This is a genomic window from Streptomyces sp. NPDC020490 (assembly GCF_044335305.1).
In the GTDB taxonomy this organism is placed as follows: domain Bacteria; phylum Actinomycetota; class Actinomycetes; order Streptomycetales; family Streptomycetaceae; genus Streptomyces.
Genome location: NZ_JBIRUY010000008.1, coordinates 95,176 through 110,487 on the forward strand (window position 1 = coordinate 95,176; position 15,312 = coordinate 110,487).

Consider the following 15,312-nt stretch of genomic DNA (forward strand, 5'->3'; position numbering starts at 1 on the left):
GCGCGTCACCCGCGCATTCCGTACCCCCGTCCGAAACGCCCGTGCGACACAAAACCCCGACCGCGACGCGGCCGGGGTCTGCATTCAGACTGGGATGTCGGTACTCACGAACCCGTGGGCACGGAGTCAGTCGCCTCCGTCCACAGATCCTGCTCGGCGCGATCCGCCTGGATCTGGCGGTACACGAGGAGCCCGCCGATGGCGGCCAGTGCGACCAGGAGAAGCTTCTTCACCGCGCGACCTCGTCTTTCCTTGACGTAGGGGACCTCTGGCGCCCGACTATACACACCGGCCGAGACCGATCGGTGACCTGCGTGGGCCCCCAACTTCCGGTCCGCTCAACGCAGTACGAGCGGAGCAACGGCGCCCCGATCAGAGGGTGATCACACCCGCACGGACGGTCACTTCGACCCTCCTCATCCACTTTTGAGCCGCCTTGCGACCATCCGGGTGGTGTTCATCCGAAGATCGACGCACCACGGGCGTCGGTCCGCCACTTCGGGGCCCTCATACACATCATGAGGAAAGTACGCAAATCGCCCAACCCGAAAGTGAGGGGACATGGCCCGGAACAAGGTCATGACGCTGTGGACCGCCATCGTCACCGCCTTCCTCGCGCTGTGCACGGCGCTCGGACTCGTCAGCACGAACGCCGCCGCGGCCGTACCGCGGTCCGAGGCGGGCCGCAACAGGACCGCCCCGGTGCCCGCGCCTGCGCCGGCCGTGGCGATGCCGTCCGGCTGGGGACGACCGTTGGCCAGGGCCCTGCCGCCCACGATGAAGCAGCGCATCCACGCCGAGGCCCACGGCTCGTCCCCCAGCTGCCGCCACCGCCCGCTCACGGACGCCTGCACGGACATGACTGCGGACACCGGCGCGGAAACCGGAACCGGAACCGGAACCGGCGCGGACTCCGGCGGGGATGTGGAGACGGCCACGGTGTCCGCCGGGCAAGCCCCCGCCCACGGCGCCCCGCGCTGACCCCCAGGCCCCCACGCCCGTCCGGGCCCGCCCCGGACAACGAAGAACGGGCGCCCCCGTATGGGAAACGCCCGCCTGTCGGATCTTCAGCTGTGGGGCTAACAGGATTTGAACCTGTGGCCTCATCCTTATCAGGGATGCGCTCTAACCAACTGAGCTATAGCCCCGCCGCGCTCTGCGGTGTGTGTCCCGCGCGCTGACTCCTGAAGATTAGCGCACGACGTGCGCAGTCCCAAAATCGATAACCGGAGGCCCGCTACTCGTCCTCCGCCAGCGTCAGCTCGACGCCCCCGACGAAGCCCGCCGAGAGGTTGTAGATGAACGCCCCCAGTGTCGCCAGGGCCGTCGCGAGGACGACGTCGATGACGGCGATGATCGACGCGAACATCAGGACGTGCGGCAGCGACAGGAACGACTGCAGGTCGAAGCCGTTGGACTCGTTGGAGCCGGTCGCCTCGGAGATCGTGCCGCCGACCGTCGAGAAGACGCCCATGGCGTCCATGACCATCCACAGCACGGCGGACGCCACGATGGTGCAGATGCCCAGCGCGATGGACAGCAGGAAGCTGACCTTCATGACCGACCACGGATCCGCCTTGGCCACACGCAGCCGCGCCTTGCGTACGCGCGGCGTCGTGCGCGCCCCGGTGCGCGGCCGGCGCACCGCATCAACCGCACCGGCCGCACCGGCCGCAGCCGAAGCCGCCGCCGGTGCCGGGTAGGCCTGCGGTGGGTGATACGGCCCGGCAGGCTGCTCCGGCTGCCGCTCACCGGGCAGCGCGGAGGCCGACTGCTGCGCTTGCCGGCCGCCCGAAGCGGCCGCGCCCGCGCCGGCCGCGTACTGCCCGGTCCGCGGGCCGCGGGTCTCCGGCACAGTTCCCCCCTGGGTTCCCTGAGTTCCCTGCGCGTCCGGCGGAGACGACACGGTCGGGCCGCTGTCGATCCTGCGCAGCTGGGTCGTGTGCGGATCGGTCGCACGCGCGGCGGAGCCACGGCCGCCGCCGTCGGCTCCTGTACCAGTGGAGGTACCGGTCGATCCGGCGCCCGTGGCTCCGCTCACGATGACTCTCTCCTCGTCCTACTCGGCCGAGGGCGCCTCACCCTCGTCCGTGCCGGCGGCAACGGCGTCCTCGGCGGTCTCGTCCACGGCGATGTCACCGTCGACCTCCTCCGCCTCGCGCCCAGCCTCGGCGTTACGTGCGATGCCGACCACGGCATCGCGCTTGCCCAGGTTGATCAGTTGGACGCCCATGGTGTCACGGCCCGTCTCCCTGACCTCGCTGACTCGCGTACGAATCACACCCCCACCCAGTGTGATGGCGAGGATCTCGTCGCTCTCCTCGACCACCAGCGCGCCGACGAGCGAGCCGCGGTCCTCGACGATCTTGGCAGCCTTGATACCCAGGCCGCCGCGACCCTGGACGCGGTACTCGTCGACGGCGGTCCGCTTGGCGTACCCACCGTCTGTGGCAGTGAACACGAACGTACCGGGTCGAACAACATTCATCGAGAGGAGCTCGTCCCCCTCGCGGAAACTCATGCCCTTGACACCGGAGGTGGCACGCCCCATGGGACGCAGTGTGTCATCCGAGGCGGTGAACCTGATCGACTGGGCCTTCTTGCTGATCAGCAGCAGATCGTCGTCTGCCGACACGAGTTCGGCTCCGATCAGCTGGTCGTCGGAACCGTCCTCCCGCTCCCGCAGGTTGATCGCGATCACACCGCCGGAACGAGGCGAATCGTAATCCTTCAGCGGCGTCTTCTTCACCAGACCGGCCTTCGTGGCCAGCACCAGGTACGGCGCCGCCTCGTAGTCGCGGATCGCGAGGATCTCCGCGATCGTCTCGTCCGGCTGGAACGCCAGCAGGTTCGCCACGTGCTGCCCGCGCGCGTCACGGCCGGCGTCCGGAAGCTCGTACGCCTTCGCCCGGTACACCCGGCCCTTGTCGGTGAAGAACAGCAGCCAGTGGTGCGTGGTGGAGACGAAGAAGTGGTCGACGATGTCGTCTTCCTTCAGCTTCGTGCCGCGCACGCCCTTGCCGCCGCGCTTCTGCGCCCGGTAGTCGTCCGTCTTCGTGCGCTTGACGTACCCGCTGCGCGAGACGGTGACCACGATGTCCTCTTCGGCGATGAGGTCCTCGATGGACATGTCGCCGTCGTAGGGCACCAGCATGGTCTTGCGGTCGTCGCCGTACTTCTCGACGATCGCGGCCAGTTCCTCGCTGACGATGCCGCGCTGGCGGACCGGCGAGGCGAGGATCTGGTTGTACTCGTTGATCTTCGCCTGGAGTTCGTCGTGCTCCTGGACGATCTTCTGGCGCTCCAGAGCGGCCAGCCGGCGCAGCTGCATCTCGAGGATCGCGTTCGCCTGGATCTCGTCGATCTCCAGCAGCTCCATCAGGCCGCCGCGCGCGATCTCGACGGTCTCACTGCGCCGGATCAGCGCGATGACCTCGTCGATGGCGTCCAGCGCCTTCAGCAGACCGCGCAGGATGTGCGCCCGCTCCTCGGCCTTGCGCAGCCGGAAACGCGTCCGGCGGACGATGACCTCGATCTGGTGCGTCACCCAGTGCCGGATGAACGCGTCCAGCGACAGCGTGCGCGGCACCCCGTCGACCAGCGCCAGCATGTTGGCGCCGAAGTTCGTCTGCAGGTCGGTGTGCTTGTACAGGTTGTTCAGGACGACCTTGGCGACCGCGTCCCGCTTCAGCACGATCACCAGACGCTGGCCCGTACGGGAGCTGGTCTCGTCCCGGACGTCCGCGATGCCGCCGATCTTGCCGTCCTTCACCAGGTCGGCGATCTTCTGCGCCAGGTTGTCGGGGTTCACCTGGTACGGCAGCTCGGTGACCACCAGGCACTGGCGGTTCTGGATCTCCTCCACCTCGACCACCGCGCGCATGGTGATCGAGCCGCGGCCGGTGCGGTACGCCTCCTCGATGCCCTTGCGGCCCACCACCAGCGCGCCGGTCGGGAAGTCCGGGCCCTTGATGCGCTCGATCAGGGCGTCCAGCAGCTCCTCGTGGGACGCCTCCGGGTTCTCCAGGTACCACTGGGCGCCGGCCGCGACCTCGCGCAGGTTGTGCGGCGGGATGTTCGTCGCCATGCCGACCGCGATACCGGCCGAACCGTTGATCAGCAGGTTCGGGAAACGGGACGGCAGGACGGTCGGCTCCTGGGAGCGGCCGTCGTAGTTGTCCGTGAAGTCGACGGTGTCCTCGTCGATGTCGCGGACCATCTCCATCGACAGCGGCGCCATCTTGCACTCGGTGTAGCGCATCGCCGCGGCCGGGTCGTTGCCCGGGGAGCCGAAGTTTCCGTTGGAGTCCACCAGCGGCATCCGCATCGACCACGGCTGCGCCAGGCGCACCAGCGCGTCGTAGATCGATGAGTCACCGTGCGGGTGGTAGTTGCCCATGACGTCGCCGACGACGCGGGCGCACTTGTAGAAGCCGCGCTCGGGGCGGTAGCCGCCGTCGTACATCGCGTACAGCACGCGGCGGTGGACGGGCTTGAGACCGTCACGCACGTCGGGCAGCGCACGGGACACGATGACGGACATCGCGTAGTCCAGGTACGAACGCTGCATCTCCGTCTCGAGCCCGACGGGCTCGACGCGCATCGCGACTTCGCCGCCCTCCGCGGGCGTCACGGGAGTGTTCTCGTCGGCCATTGCTGGTGAAGATCCTTCCTGGTGCGGTCAGCTGAGACCGACTCAGATGTCGAGGAAGCGGACGTCCTTGGCGTTGCGCTGGATGAACTGGCGGCGGGCCTCGACGTCCTCGCCCATCAGGACCGAGAACAGGTCGTCGGCCTGGGCGGCGTCGTCGAGGGTGACCTGGCCGAGGACCCGGTGCTCCTGGTCCATCGTCGTCACGCGCAGTTCCTCGGCGTTCATCTCGCCGAGGCCCTTGAAGCGCTGGATCGAGTCCTCGCGGACCCGCTTGCCGCGCTGCCGGCCCATCTCGATCAGCGCGTCGCGCTCGCGGTCGGAGTACGCGTACTCGATGTCGTCCCGGCCCCACTTGATCTTGTAGAGCGGGGGACGGGAGAGATACACGTGCCCGGCCTCGACCAGCGGCCGCATGAAGCGGAACAGGAAGGTCAGCAGCAGGGTGCTGATGTGCTGGCCGTCGACGTCGGCGTCCGCCATCAGGATGATCTTGTGATAGCGGAGCTTCTCGATGTCGAAGTCCTCGTGCACGCCCGTGCCGAAGGCGGAGATCAGCGCCTGGATCTCCTGGTTCTGCAGGATCTTGTCGATCCTGGCCTTCTCGACGTTGAGGATCTTGCCGCGGATCGGGAGGATCGCCTGGTACTGCGGGTTGCGGCCGGACTTGGCCGAGCCGCCGGCGGAGTCACCCTCGACGATGAAGATCTCGCACTTCGCCGGGTCGTTCGACTGGCAGTCGGCCAGCTTGCCCGGCAGGGACGCCGACTCCAGCAGGCCCTTGCGGCGGGTCAGGTCACGCGCCTTGCGGGCCGCCACGCGCGCGGTGGCCGCCTGGATGCCCTTGCGGACGATGTCCGCGGCCTCGTTGGGGTTGCGGTCCAGCCAGTCGTTGAGGTGCTCGTAGACCGCCTTCTGCACGAAGGTCTTCGCCTCCGTGTTGCCCAGCTTCGTCTTCGTCTGGCCCTCGAACTGCGGCTCGCTCAGCTTGACCGAGATGATCGCCGTCAGACCCTCGCGGATGTCGTCGCCCGTGAGGTTGTCGTCCTTCTCCCGCAGCAGCTTCTTGTCGCGCGCGTACTTGTTGATCAGGTTGGTCAGCGCGGCGCGGAAGCCCTCTTCGTGCGTGCCGCCCTCGTGCGTGTGGATGATGTTCGCGAAGGAGTACACGCCCTCGCTGTAGCCGCTGTTCCACTGCATCGCGACCTCGAGGGACAGGTGCTTGTCCTTGTCCTCCGCGTCCAGGTCGATGATGGTCGGGTGCACCACCTCGCCCTTGCGGGAGTTGAGGTAGCGCACGAAGTCGGAGATGCCGCCCTCGTAGTGGTACGTGACCGACTTGACCTCGTCCTTGACGTCCGCCCCGGCCTCGTCCGCGCCCGCGACGGCCTTCGCCGACTCACGCTCGTCGGTCAGCCTGATCGTCAGGCCCTTGTTGAGGAACGCCATCTCCTGGAAGCGCCGCGACAGCGTCTCGAAGGAGTACTCGGTCGTCTCGAAGATGTCCGCGTCCGCCCAGAAGGTGACCGACGTGCCGGTCTCCTCCGTGGCCTCCTGCCGCGCGAGCGGCGCCGTCGGGACGCCCATCTTGTAGTCCTGCGTCCACCGGTACCCGTCGGTCCTCACCTCGACGGCGACCTTCGAGGACAACGCGTTCACGACGGAGACGCCCACGCCGTGCAGACCGCCGGACACCGCGTAACCGCCGCCGCCGAACTTGCCGCCCGCGTGCAGCACGGTCAGCACGACCTCGACGGCCGGCTTGCCCTCCGACGGGACGATGCCCACCGGGATGCCACGGCCGTTGTCGACGACCCGCACGCCGCCGTCGGCGAGGATCGTCACATCGATGGTGTCCGCGTAACCGGCCAGCGCCTCGTCGACCGAGTTGTCGACGACCTCGTACACGAGGTGGTGCAGTCCGCGCTCGCCGGTGGAGCCGATGTACATACCGGGTCGCTTGCGGACCGCGTCCAGACCCTCGAGGACGGTGATGGCGCTGGCGTCGTACGAGGCGGTGACCTCGCCGTTCGACGAGGTCACCGCGTCGTGCTCGCCGGCGTCGGTGGACGGGATGTTCTCGTTGGGGTTGCCGGAATCGGCCACGAAGCGCCCTTTCTGGCACAGCACGAGCCGGGCTCCTGGGGTTTCCCCCGCTGGGGGAGGGTCGCCGGAGCGGCTGCGGCATGTTGCGTTGGTAAGCCCTAGATCAGCGTTGCTCAGCTTTTCCCGGACGGTCCCCACGGCTGGGGCGGGATTGTCTTCCAGTCTACCGGTAGCGCCGACAGTGATGGGGGTTTGCCGGTACCTGAGTCCGCATGTGGCGCCCTCAACCGGTCTTGGCCGGGTCCCCATATACGGAGCGGGGCTCCAAGACGCTCACAACGGCACTCAGCGCTTCCGGCCGTCAACCCATGGCTACGTGGAAGTCAGCACGGACACGCGGACCGGTTCGCGACCGCGTCCGGCCCCGCGACCGGGCAGCCGCCGACCCCCGCCGTGGGGTCCGTTGTGAAGTCCGTCACCCGTAGGTGTCACCCGGTCCCGTACTGCCCGGAGCGCGCAGCGGACCGTAGCGGCGGGCGGGTCCGCCGGGCCCCAGCACCTTGATCACCCGCACCCGGCCGTGCCCGAGATCCTCGTTCAGCCGCGCCACCAGCGTCGGGGCCAGCAGCCGCAGGTTCGTCGCCCACGCCGTGGAGTCGCACCGCACGACCAGGACCCGCTCGTCCTCGTCGTACCGCTCCGGCACACAGTGCTTGGCGACGTCCGCACCCACGATCTGCGGCCAGCGCCCCATCACCCCGCCCACCGCGGCCGGCGCCTCCCACCCGCGCTCGGTGATCAGACGGTTGATCGCGGCGCCCAGCGCCATCGGATCCCGGCCGTCGGCACGGGCGCCCGAACGCAGACCACCCCGCCGCGCCTGCTTCCGCTGCCGCGTCGCGTCCCCCCGCGCGCGTGCCTGCTCCCGCGCCGCCCGCAACGCCACCCGCGCCAGATCCACCCCGGACGGCTCCGGCCGCTTCTCCGGCTGGGACTCCTGCCCGGTGCTCATACGCGCTCCACCGTCCCGCCCGACACCGCGAACCGCGCCCCCGCCAGCACGTGCGGCACGTCGTCGTCCACCGCCGCCGTCACCAGCACCTGCTCACCGGGCGCCACCAGCTCCGCCAGCCGCTCCCGGCGACGGGCGTCCAGCTCGGCGAACACGTCGTCGAGCACCAGCACCGGCTCGTTGCCCTCGGCCCGCAGCAGGTCGTACGACGCCAGCCGCAACGCCAGCGCGAACGACCACGACTCACCGTGCGAGGCGTATCCCTTGGCCGGCAGCTGACCGAGCTTGAGCAGCAGGTCGTCCCGGTGCGGCCCCACCAGGGTCACCCCCCGCTCGATCTCCTGCTTGCGCGCCTGGGCCAGCGCCTCCGTCAGCTGCGCGAAGAGCTCTTCCCGCGTGTGCGCCTCACCGGGGGCCGACGGCCGGTACTCCAGCACGACCGGGCCGCCGCCCGGCGCCAGCTGCTCGTACGCCTTGTCCGCGAGCGGCTGCAGCGCCGCGATCAGGTCGAGCCGCCGGGCCAGCAGCTCCGCGCCCGCGCGCGCGAGGTGCTGGTCCCAGATGTCGAGGGTGGACAGGTCTATGGAGCGCCCGCCGTGCCGCCGGGCCAGCGCGGCCGACTTCAGCAGGGTGTTGCGCTGCTTGAGCACCCTCTCGTAGTCGGAGCGCACCCCGGCCATCCGCGGGGAACGGGCGGTGATCAGCTCGTCGAGGAAGCGCCGCCGCTCGGAGGGATCGCCCTTGACCAGCGCGAGGTCCTCCGGCGCGAACAGCACGGTCCGCACGATGCCCAGCACGTCTCGCGGCCTGGCCTGCGAGGACCGGTTGACACGGGCGCGGTTGGCGCGGCCCGGGTTCAGCTCCAGCTCCACCAGTTGCCGGCGTTCGCCCTGTCTGACCTGCGCCCGGATCACGGCCCGGTCGGCGCCCACGCGCACCAGAGGGGCGTCGGACGACACCCGGTGGCTGCCGAGGGTGGCGAGGTAGCCGACCGCCTCGACCAGGTTCGTCTTGCCCTGCCCGTTCGGACCGACGAACGCGGTCACGCCCGGGTCCAGCTCCACCTCGGCCCGGGCGTACGAGCGGAAGTCGGCCAGCGACAGATGCGTGACGTGCATGGTCGTTCGCCGACCTCCCCGGACGTGGTGGTGGGCGGCCCCGCTGGGAGCCGCCGCCGTGCTGACTCTTCCCCGGGCTGTGGACGGCCCGGCCTGCCCCCCGTGGACGCCGGGCGGCCCGCGTCCCCAGGGTGTGGACTACTTCTTCTCGACCGCGTGCCCGCCGAACTGATTGCGCAGCGCGGCGACCATCTTCATCTGGGGCGAGTCCTCCTGCCGGGAGGAGAACCGCGCGAACAGCGACGCGGTGATCGCCGGCAGCGGAACCGCGTGGTCGATCGCGGCCTCCACCGTCCAGCGTCCCTCACCCGAGTCCTGGGCGACACCCTTCAGCCCGTCCAGGTGCTCGTCCTCGTCGAGCGCGTTCACCGCGAGATCCAGCAGCCAGGAACGGATCACCGTGCCCTCCTGCCAGGAGCGGAACACCTCGCGCACGTCCGTGACCGAGTCGACCTTCTCCAGCAGCTCCCAGCCCTCGGCGTAGGCCTGCATCATCGCGTACTCGATGCCGTTGTGGACCATCTTCGCGAAGTGCCCCGCACCGACCTTGCCGGCGTGTACGGCGCCGAGGTCGCCCTCGGGCTTGAGCGCGTCGAAGACGGGCTGCACCCTGGCGACGTGCTCGGCGTCGCCGCCGTACATCAGCGCGTAGCCGTTCTCCAGGCCCCAGACGCCGCCGGAGACGCCGCAGTCGACGAAGCCGATGCCCTTCGCGGCCAGTTCCCCGGCGTGCCGCTCGTCGTCCGTCCAGCGCGAGTTGCCGCCGTCCACGACGACGTCACCCGGCTCCAGCAGCTCGGCGAGCTCGTCGATGGTCGACTGGGTGGGCGCGCCGGCCGGGACCATCACCCAGACCACGCGCGGACCCGCCAGCTTGTCCACAAGTTCGCGCAGGCTGTGGACATCGGCGAGGTCCGGGTTGCGGTCGTATCCGACGACGGTGTGGCCCGCGCGGCGTATCCGCTCGCGCATGTTGCCGCCCATCTTGCCGAGGCCGACGAGACCGAGCTCCATCAGGTGTTCCTTAGGTTGCGTGTGGCATGTGGGGCACGTTCGTGCCCGCGTCCGAGCCCGAACAGCCTAAACCCGGACGCTTACGCACACCTGTGGGCATACGCGCTCAAACGTACGCCTCGACCTGCGGATTCCCTGACGGGCGCGGTCAGCCGCTGAGGCGCACCGGCATGATCAGGTACTTGTAGGCCTCGTCCGCCTCCGCGTCCACCGCCGGCTTGCCGCTCAGCAGCGCCGGCTTGGTCGACGTGGTGAACGACAGCTGGGCCACCGGCGAGTCGATGGCGCTCAGGCCGTCCAGCAGGAACGTCGGGTTGAAGGCGATGGAGATGTCGTCGCCCTCCAGGTGCGCGTCCACGCGTTCCACAGCCTGTGCGTCGTCGCTGGAGCCCGCCTCCAGGATCAGCACACCCTGCTCGAAGCTGAGCCGCACCGGGGTGTTGCGCTCGGCGACCAGGGCCACACGCTTGACGGCCTCGACGAACGGGGCGGTCTCGATGACGGCGATGCTGTTGAACTCCGTCGGGAACAGCGTCCGGTACTTCGGCAGGTCGCCCTCCAGCAGACGCGTCGTCGTCCGCCGTCCGGCGCCCTCGAAACCGATCAGGCCCTCGCCCGCGCCCGAGCCGGACAGCGCCAGCGTCACGCTGTCGCCGCTCGTGAGCGCCTTGGCGGTGTCCAGGAGCGTCTTGGCGGGCACCAGGGCCACCGCGGAGGCGTCCGGGTTCTCCGGCTTCCACAGGAACTCACGGACCGCGAAGCGGTAGCGGTCGGTGGAGGCCAGGGTGACGGTGTCGCCCTCGATCTCGATGCGCACACCGGTGAGCACGGGCAGCGTGTCGTCGCGGCCGGCGGCGATGGCGACCTGCGCGGCCGCGGAGGCGAAGACCTCACCGGGGACGGTGCCCGTCGCGTTCGGCATCTGCGGCAGCGCCGGGTACTCCTCCACAGGCAGGGTGTGCAGGGTGAACCGCGAGGACCCGCAGACCACCGTCGCCCGTACACCGTCTGTGGAGATCTCCACCGGCCGGTTCGGCAGCGCGCGGCAGATGTCCGCGAGCAGGCGGCCGGAGACGAGGACCGTGCCCTCCTCCTCGACCTCCGTCTCGACGCTCACGCGTGCGGAGACCTCGTAGTCGAAGCTGGACAGGCTGAGCTGACCGTCCTCGGCCTTCAGCAGAAGGCCGGCGAGGACAGGCGCCGGCGGACGGGCCGGGAGGCTGCGGGCCGCCCAGGCCACTGCCTCCGCGAGTACGTCGCGTTCCACCCGGATCTTCACTGTTGCCGCCTCCTGCTGTTGCCGGCGCTTCTCGGCCTGCCTGGCTTCGTGGTCTGTCGCGGTGTGACCGGGCCCCGGTGAGGGCAAGGACACCGGGAACAGTCTGACGCACGGCACTGACAGTAGGTGCCGCTCGGGGTCAAGTCGTGACGAGGGGCAGCCGGCGGCCGGACGGCGAGTTGTGCACAGGACCCGCTTCGAAACGAATTCCCGGCTCTCTATGGTCGGGAGTAGTAGTAGGGCCTGTGGAAACGGTGGATAACCCCGTCTGCGCAGCTCAGAGCGGAGATTTTGTCCACGGGCCCTGTGGGCGACACCGGTGGACAACGGACCGTCTCTGTGGAGAACGGAAAGTTCTGCACATCCCGTGCACAGGTCGGGGCGAGTTCTCCCCAGGACTGTCCCCAGTTTTACCCCCGTTGCCCACAGCCGAATCCGGCACCTTCATGTGACGCCTTTCACTCTGCCCGGTGACGGGGCGTCTCGGGTTGCCGAACAGTGGACAGGCATGTGGAGAACTCGTCCCGCACTGGGGACAACCGGTCCGGGCCTGTGGGTTGCCGGTGGACAACTCTGTGCACAGGTTGTGGATCACCGCTCCGTCCACAGCCTGTGGAGATCCTTCGTCCACGGATCCACAGCCACCTGAGCTGCTTCGATGATCCACCGGCAGGGGCACCTGTGGAAACGATCTGGACAACTTCGCGGTCCCCAGGATGTGGACGGCAGAAAGTCGGCCGATCTGTGGAGGGAGGCCGTAACCCGGCAGGTAATCGAACAGCGGGTGGTCACATGTGCGGCCCCGGACCGGCGGGCACTCCGCTCCCGGACCGGTCGGACGCTCCCCTCGGACCGGCTGGGCCCGCTCTCCGGACGGCCGGACACTCCCCCGGACCGGCCGGCCGTGCACGCTCCCCGGACCGGCCGGGGGAACGGCGAAGGGCGCCCGGGGACCTCGTCCCGGGGCGCCCTCGGCGGCCGTACGGCCGGCCGCGTCAGCCGTTCTTGATGCGGTTGGTCAGCTCGGTGACCTGGTTGTAGATGGAGCGCCGCTCCGCCATCAGATTGCGGATCTTGCGGTCGGCGTGCATCACCGTCGTGTGGTCGCGGCCGCCGAACAGCGCGCCGATCTTCGGCAGCGACAGGTCCGTCAGCTCGCGGCACAGGTACATGGCGATCTGGCGGGCCGTCACCAGCGCGCGTCCGCGCGAGGTGCCGCACAGGTCCTCGACGGTGAGGCCGAAGTAGTCCGCGGTCGCGCTCATGATGGCCGTGGAGGTGATCTCGGGCGCCGAGTCCTCACCGCCGGGGATGAGGTCCTTGAGGACGATCTCGGTCAGGCCGAGGTCGACCGGCTGCCGGTTGAGCGACGCGAACGCCGTCACCCGGATCAGCGCGCCCTCCAGCTCGCGGATGTTGCGGGAGATCCGCGAGGCGATGAACTCCAGCACCTCCGGCGGGGCGTTGAGCTGCTCCTGGACCGCCTTCTTGCGCAGGATCGCGATGCGCGTCTCCAGCTCGGGTGGCTGGACGTCGGTGATCAGGCCCCACTCGAAGCGGTTCCGCAGCCGGTCCTCCAGCGTGACCAGCTGCTTCGGCGGCCGGTCGCTGGACAGCACGATCTGCTTGTTGGCGTTGTGGAGGGTGTTGAAGGTGTGGAAGAACTCCTCCTGCGTCGACTCCTTGTCCGCGAGGAACTGGATGTCGTCGACGAGCAGGATGTCCATCTCGCGGTAGCGCTTGCGGAAGCTGTCGCCCTTGCCGTCGCGGATGGAGTTGATGAACTCGTTGGTGAACTCCTCCGAGCTCACGTACCGCACGCGCGTGCCGGGGTACAGGCTGCGCGCGTAGTGCCCGATGGCGTGCAGCAGGTGGGTCTTGCCGAGCCCGGACTCGCCGTAGATGAAGAGGGGGTTGTACGCCTTCGCGGGTGCCTCGGCGACGGCGACCGCGGCCGCGTGCGCGAAGCGGTTGGAGGCGCCGATGACGAAGGTGTCGAAGAGGTACTTGGGGTTCAGGCGGGCGGTCGGCTCGCCGGAGCCGGTGGCCGGCGCGGGCCGCGCGGCGAGCGGGCCGGAGGAGCCGGGCAAGCCGTTGGCCGGCCCGCCGGAGCCTGCGGGACCTGCGGGGCCGCCGCGGTGCGCCGGTCCGGCGGCGGACGGCGACTCGGGCCGGTCCCGGCGGGCGTCGCGCTGGTCGTAGTCGGGACGCGCCTGGTCGTAGTCCGGGCGCTGGCCGTCGTAGGCGGGGCGCTCCATGGACTGCGGGCGGTAGTCCTGGGGCGGGCGGCCGTAGGAGTCCTGCGGCGATGACGCGTACGTGTCCTGCGAGGGGGAGGCGTAGGGGTCGCGGTCGGGGAAGCCGAGGCGCTGCTGCTGCCAGCCGTACTCGTCCTGGGCGGGGCGGGGCCAGCTGCCGGGTTCGGGGCGCTGGTACTCGCCCGGGTAGGCGGGCCGGGCCGTGGGCAGCCGGTCGCCGGAGGTGCCGTGGTGCTGTTCGGGGTGGCCGGCCCGGTGGTCGTCGGCGCGGTGGCGGCCGTAGCCCTCGTACTGCGTGGCGGGGAGTTCGGGTTCCTCGTAGCGCGGCTGGGGGCGCACGGGCGGGGCGGGGGGCTCGCCCGCGGAGTCGTCGACGGTGATGGCGATGCGGATGGGGCGGCCGCACTCGCGGCTCAGGGTCTCGCTGACGACGGGGGCGAGGCGGCCTTCGAGTACGCCCTTCGCGAATTCGTTCGGTACGGCGAGCAGGGCGGTGTCCGCGACCAGCGCGAGGGGCTGGCAGCGGCGGATCCAGTGCTCGTCCTTCGTCTCGACGCCCTGCCCGCGGCCCTCCCCGAGGAGCTGCTCCAGTACTCGTGGCCACACTGCGGCAAGATCGGCAGGTACGTCAGCCACAGGGCACGCTCTCTCACGGGTCCCACGAACGTGTGGTTGCGGGACGGGTCGGGATTCAACTGGGGTGGAGCCGGATCAGCCGGATCAGAGGGGACAAGGGAACGAATCGGAGTTCAGCCACGGTAGTCAGGGCGGCGGGTGCGGTTCAAGTTGTTGTCCCCAGGCTGTGGACAGTGTGCCTCGGTGGGCTCTGGTTTGACCGGATGGCGCAGCCGCGCGTACCGTAACCAGGTCGAGTTGTCGATGGCTGCTGCCGCCTGCCTCCGATGGGCACAGATCGCTTTGGGTGATCGGTAAGCGGTGCACTCGGGCGTAACTGCGAGCTACTCGTGGGCGCACGGTGACAGCCAGGACGGCACCCCGCAACCACCGATTTATTTCTGGAGCCCCCGAGTGAGCAAGCGCACCTTCCAGCCGAACAACCGTCGTCGCGCGAAGACCCACGGCTTCCGGCTGCGTATGCGCACCCGTGCCGGCCGCGCGATTCTCGCGTCCCGCCGTAGCAAGGGTCGCGCCCGTCTGTCCGCCTGATCCCGGTCAGGTCATGACGTCGTGCTGCCCACCGAGAACCGGCTGAGGCGGCGCGAGGACTTCGCGACCGCGGTGCGGCGAGGTCGCCGGGCTGGCCGCCCGACCCTCGTCGTCCACCTTCGTAGCGGTGCCACGGACCCGCACGTGCCTGGGGAGAACGCTCCCCCGACACGTGCGGGTTTCGTCGTGAGCAAGGCCGTGGGCGGCGCGGTGGTGCGCAACAAGGTGAAGCGCAGACTGCGTCATCTGATGCGTGACCGAGTCGCCCTGTTTCCCCCCGGTAGCCTGGTAGTCGTACGAGCGCTGCCCGGTGCGGGCGACGCCGACCATGCACAGCTGGCCCGAGACCTGGATGCCGCCGTGGAGCGGCTGCTGGGAGGGGGCGCGCGATGAAGTACCCGCTGCTGGCTCTGATCAAGCTGTACCAGTGGACCATCAGTCCGTTGCTCGGACCGGTGTGCAAGTACTACCCGTCGTGCTCGCACTACGGGTACACGGCCATCGACCGGCACGGCGCGATCAAGGGCACGGCGCTCACCGCCTGGCGCATCCTGCGGTGCAATCCGTGGTCGCTGGGCGGTGTGGATCATGTTCCGCCGCGCAAGCGCCCGCGGTGGCACGAGATGCTGCGTGACGCCTGGCGTGCACGCAGGGGCGGGTCCTCCGCCGCCGAAACGGCCACCGAGGAGAATCTGTCTTCGAGCAGCGAAGTGAGTTCCTCTTCGAGCCCGGCCGCAGAGACTTCGTCCCATGCCCAAGGAGCATGA

Annotated in this window: 13 protein-coding genes and 1 tRNA gene; 4 read left to right on the forward strand and 10 right to left on the reverse strand. The window is 69.5% G+C overall.

The annotated features are described in order from the left end of the window. Positions 1 to 104: 104 nt before the first annotated feature. The gene (locus ACH4ZX_RS11260; protein WP_003999697.1) at positions 105 to 233 is read right to left on the reverse strand and encodes a DLW-39 family protein; all 129 of its coding nucleotides are present in this window, start codon (positions 231 to 233) and stop codon (positions 105 to 107) included. 328 nt (positions 234 to 561) lie between these two features. On the opposite strand from ACH4ZX_RS11260, the gene ACH4ZX_RS11265 reads away from it, so the two are divergent. After that, positions 562 to 981: a DUF6344 domain-containing protein gene (locus tag ACH4ZX_RS11265; RefSeq protein WP_398270962.1), complete on the forward strand. Its 420-nt coding sequence runs from the start codon at positions 562 to 564 to the stop codon at positions 979 to 981. Between the two features lie 93 nt (positions 982 to 1,074). On the opposite strand, the gene ACH4ZX_RS11270 is transcribed toward ACH4ZX_RS11265, so the two are convergent. The 9 genes from ACH4ZX_RS11270 to dnaA all read right to left on the reverse strand — a co-directional run bounded on the left by ACH4ZX_RS11270 (position 1,075) and on the right by dnaA (position 14,014). After that, positions 1,075 to 1,148 (reverse strand) — tRNA-Ile (locus ACH4ZX_RS11270). 89 nt (positions 1,149 to 1,237) lie between these two features. Next, a complete protein-coding gene (locus ACH4ZX_RS11275; protein WP_398270965.1) occupies positions 1,238 to 2,041 on the reverse strand; it encodes a DUF3566 domain-containing protein in 804 nt (267 codons plus the stop codon). An 18-nt stretch (positions 2,042 to 2,059) separates the two neighbouring features. Then, positions 2,060 to 4,654, reverse strand: coding sequence for a DNA gyrase subunit A (gene gyrA / locus ACH4ZX_RS11280; protein WP_398270968.1), 2,595 nt, complete (start codon positions 4,652 to 4,654; stop codon positions 2,060 to 2,062). Between the two features lie 42 nt (positions 4,655 to 4,696). Continuing rightward, positions 4,697 to 6,757 carry a DNA topoisomerase (ATP-hydrolyzing) subunit B gene (gene gyrB / locus ACH4ZX_RS11285; protein ID WP_398271211.1) on the reverse strand — a complete coding sequence of 687 codons (2,061 nt, stop codon included), beginning with the start codon at positions 6,755 to 6,757 and terminating at the stop codon, positions 4,697 to 4,699. A 415-nt stretch (positions 6,758 to 7,172) separates the two neighbouring features. Further along, complete coding sequence (locus tag ACH4ZX_RS11290) at positions 7,173 to 7,709, reverse strand: DUF721 domain-containing protein (protein WP_398270971.1); 537 nt, start codon at positions 7,707 to 7,709, stop codon at positions 7,173 to 7,175. Next, the gene (gene recF / locus ACH4ZX_RS11295) at positions 7,706 to 8,827 is read right to left on the reverse strand and encodes a DNA replication/repair protein RecF (RefSeq protein WP_398270974.1); all 1,122 of its coding nucleotides are present in this window, start codon (positions 8,825 to 8,827) and stop codon (positions 7,706 to 7,708) included. Before recF ends, ACH4ZX_RS11290 begins: the two co-directional genes overlap by 4 nt. A 138-nt stretch (positions 8,828 to 8,965) precedes the next feature. After that, complete coding sequence (gene gnd, locus ACH4ZX_RS11300; protein ID WP_360753908.1) at positions 8,966 to 9,841, reverse strand: phosphogluconate dehydrogenase (NAD(+)-dependent, decarboxylating); 876 nt, start codon at positions 9,839 to 9,841, stop codon at positions 8,966 to 8,968. A gap of 148 nt (positions 9,842 to 9,989) precedes the next feature. Next, positions 9,990 to 11,120: a DNA polymerase III subunit beta gene (gene dnaN, locus ACH4ZX_RS11305; RefSeq protein WP_351886362.1), complete on the reverse strand. Its 1,131-nt coding sequence runs from the start codon at positions 11,118 to 11,120 to the stop codon at positions 9,990 to 9,992. Positions 11,121 to 12,115: 995 nt separating this feature from the next. Then, positions 12,116 to 14,014: a chromosomal replication initiator protein DnaA gene (gene dnaA, locus ACH4ZX_RS11310; RefSeq protein WP_398270979.1), complete on the reverse strand. Its 1,899-nt coding sequence runs from the start codon at positions 14,012 to 14,014 to the stop codon at positions 12,116 to 12,118. 393 nt (positions 14,015 to 14,407) lie between these two features. Here dnaA and rpmH point away from each other — a divergent pair, with 393 nt between their 5' ends. Genes rpmH through yidD form a run of 3 tightly spaced genes read left to right on the forward strand, consistent with a single transcriptional unit; the run spans position 14,408 to position 15,312 of the window. Then, a complete protein-coding gene (gene rpmH / locus ACH4ZX_RS11315; RefSeq protein ID WP_003956500.1) occupies positions 14,408 to 14,545 on the forward strand; it encodes a 50S ribosomal protein L34 in 138 nt (45 codons plus the stop codon). A gap of 21 nt (positions 14,546 to 14,566) precedes the next feature. After that, positions 14,567 to 14,938 (forward strand): ribonuclease P protein component, encoded by a 372-nt coding sequence (gene rnpA, locus ACH4ZX_RS11320; protein ID WP_351886053.1) that lies wholly within the window; start codon positions 14,567 to 14,569, stop codon positions 14,936 to 14,938. Beyond that, positions 14,935 to 15,312, forward strand: a complete 378-nt coding sequence (gene yidD / locus ACH4ZX_RS11325) for a membrane protein insertion efficiency factor YidD (protein WP_351886050.1) — start codon at positions 14,935 to 14,937, stop codon at positions 15,310 to 15,312. The genes rnpA and yidD overlap by 4 nt, the downstream gene beginning before the upstream one ends.

What these genes read in the sequence shown, in the direction of transcription:
- ACH4ZX_RS11265 (WP_398270962.1), top strand. Translation starts at nt 562, where the DNA reads ATGGCCCGGAACAAGGTCATGACGCTGTGGACCGCCATCGTCACCGCC.
- gyrA (WP_398270968.1), bottom strand. Translation starts at nt 4,654, where the DNA reads ATGGCCGACGAGAACACTCCCGTGACGCCCGCGGAGGGCGGCGAAGTC.
- ACH4ZX_RS11290 (WP_398270971.1), bottom strand. Translation starts at nt 7,709, where the DNA reads ATGAGCACCGGGCAGGAGTCCCAGCCGGAGAAGCGGCCGGAGCCGTCC.
- recF (WP_398270974.1), bottom strand. Translation starts at nt 8,827, where the DNA reads ATGCACGTCACGCATCTGTCGCTGGCCGACTTCCGCTCGTACGCCCGG.
- gnd (WP_360753908.1), bottom strand. Translation starts at nt 9,841, where the DNA reads ATGGAGCTCGGTCTCGTCGGCCTCGGCAAGATGGGCGGCAACATGCGC.
- yidD (WP_351886050.1), top strand. Translation starts at nt 14,935, where the DNA reads ATGAAGTACCCGCTGCTGGCTCTGATCAAGCTGTACCAGTGGACCATC.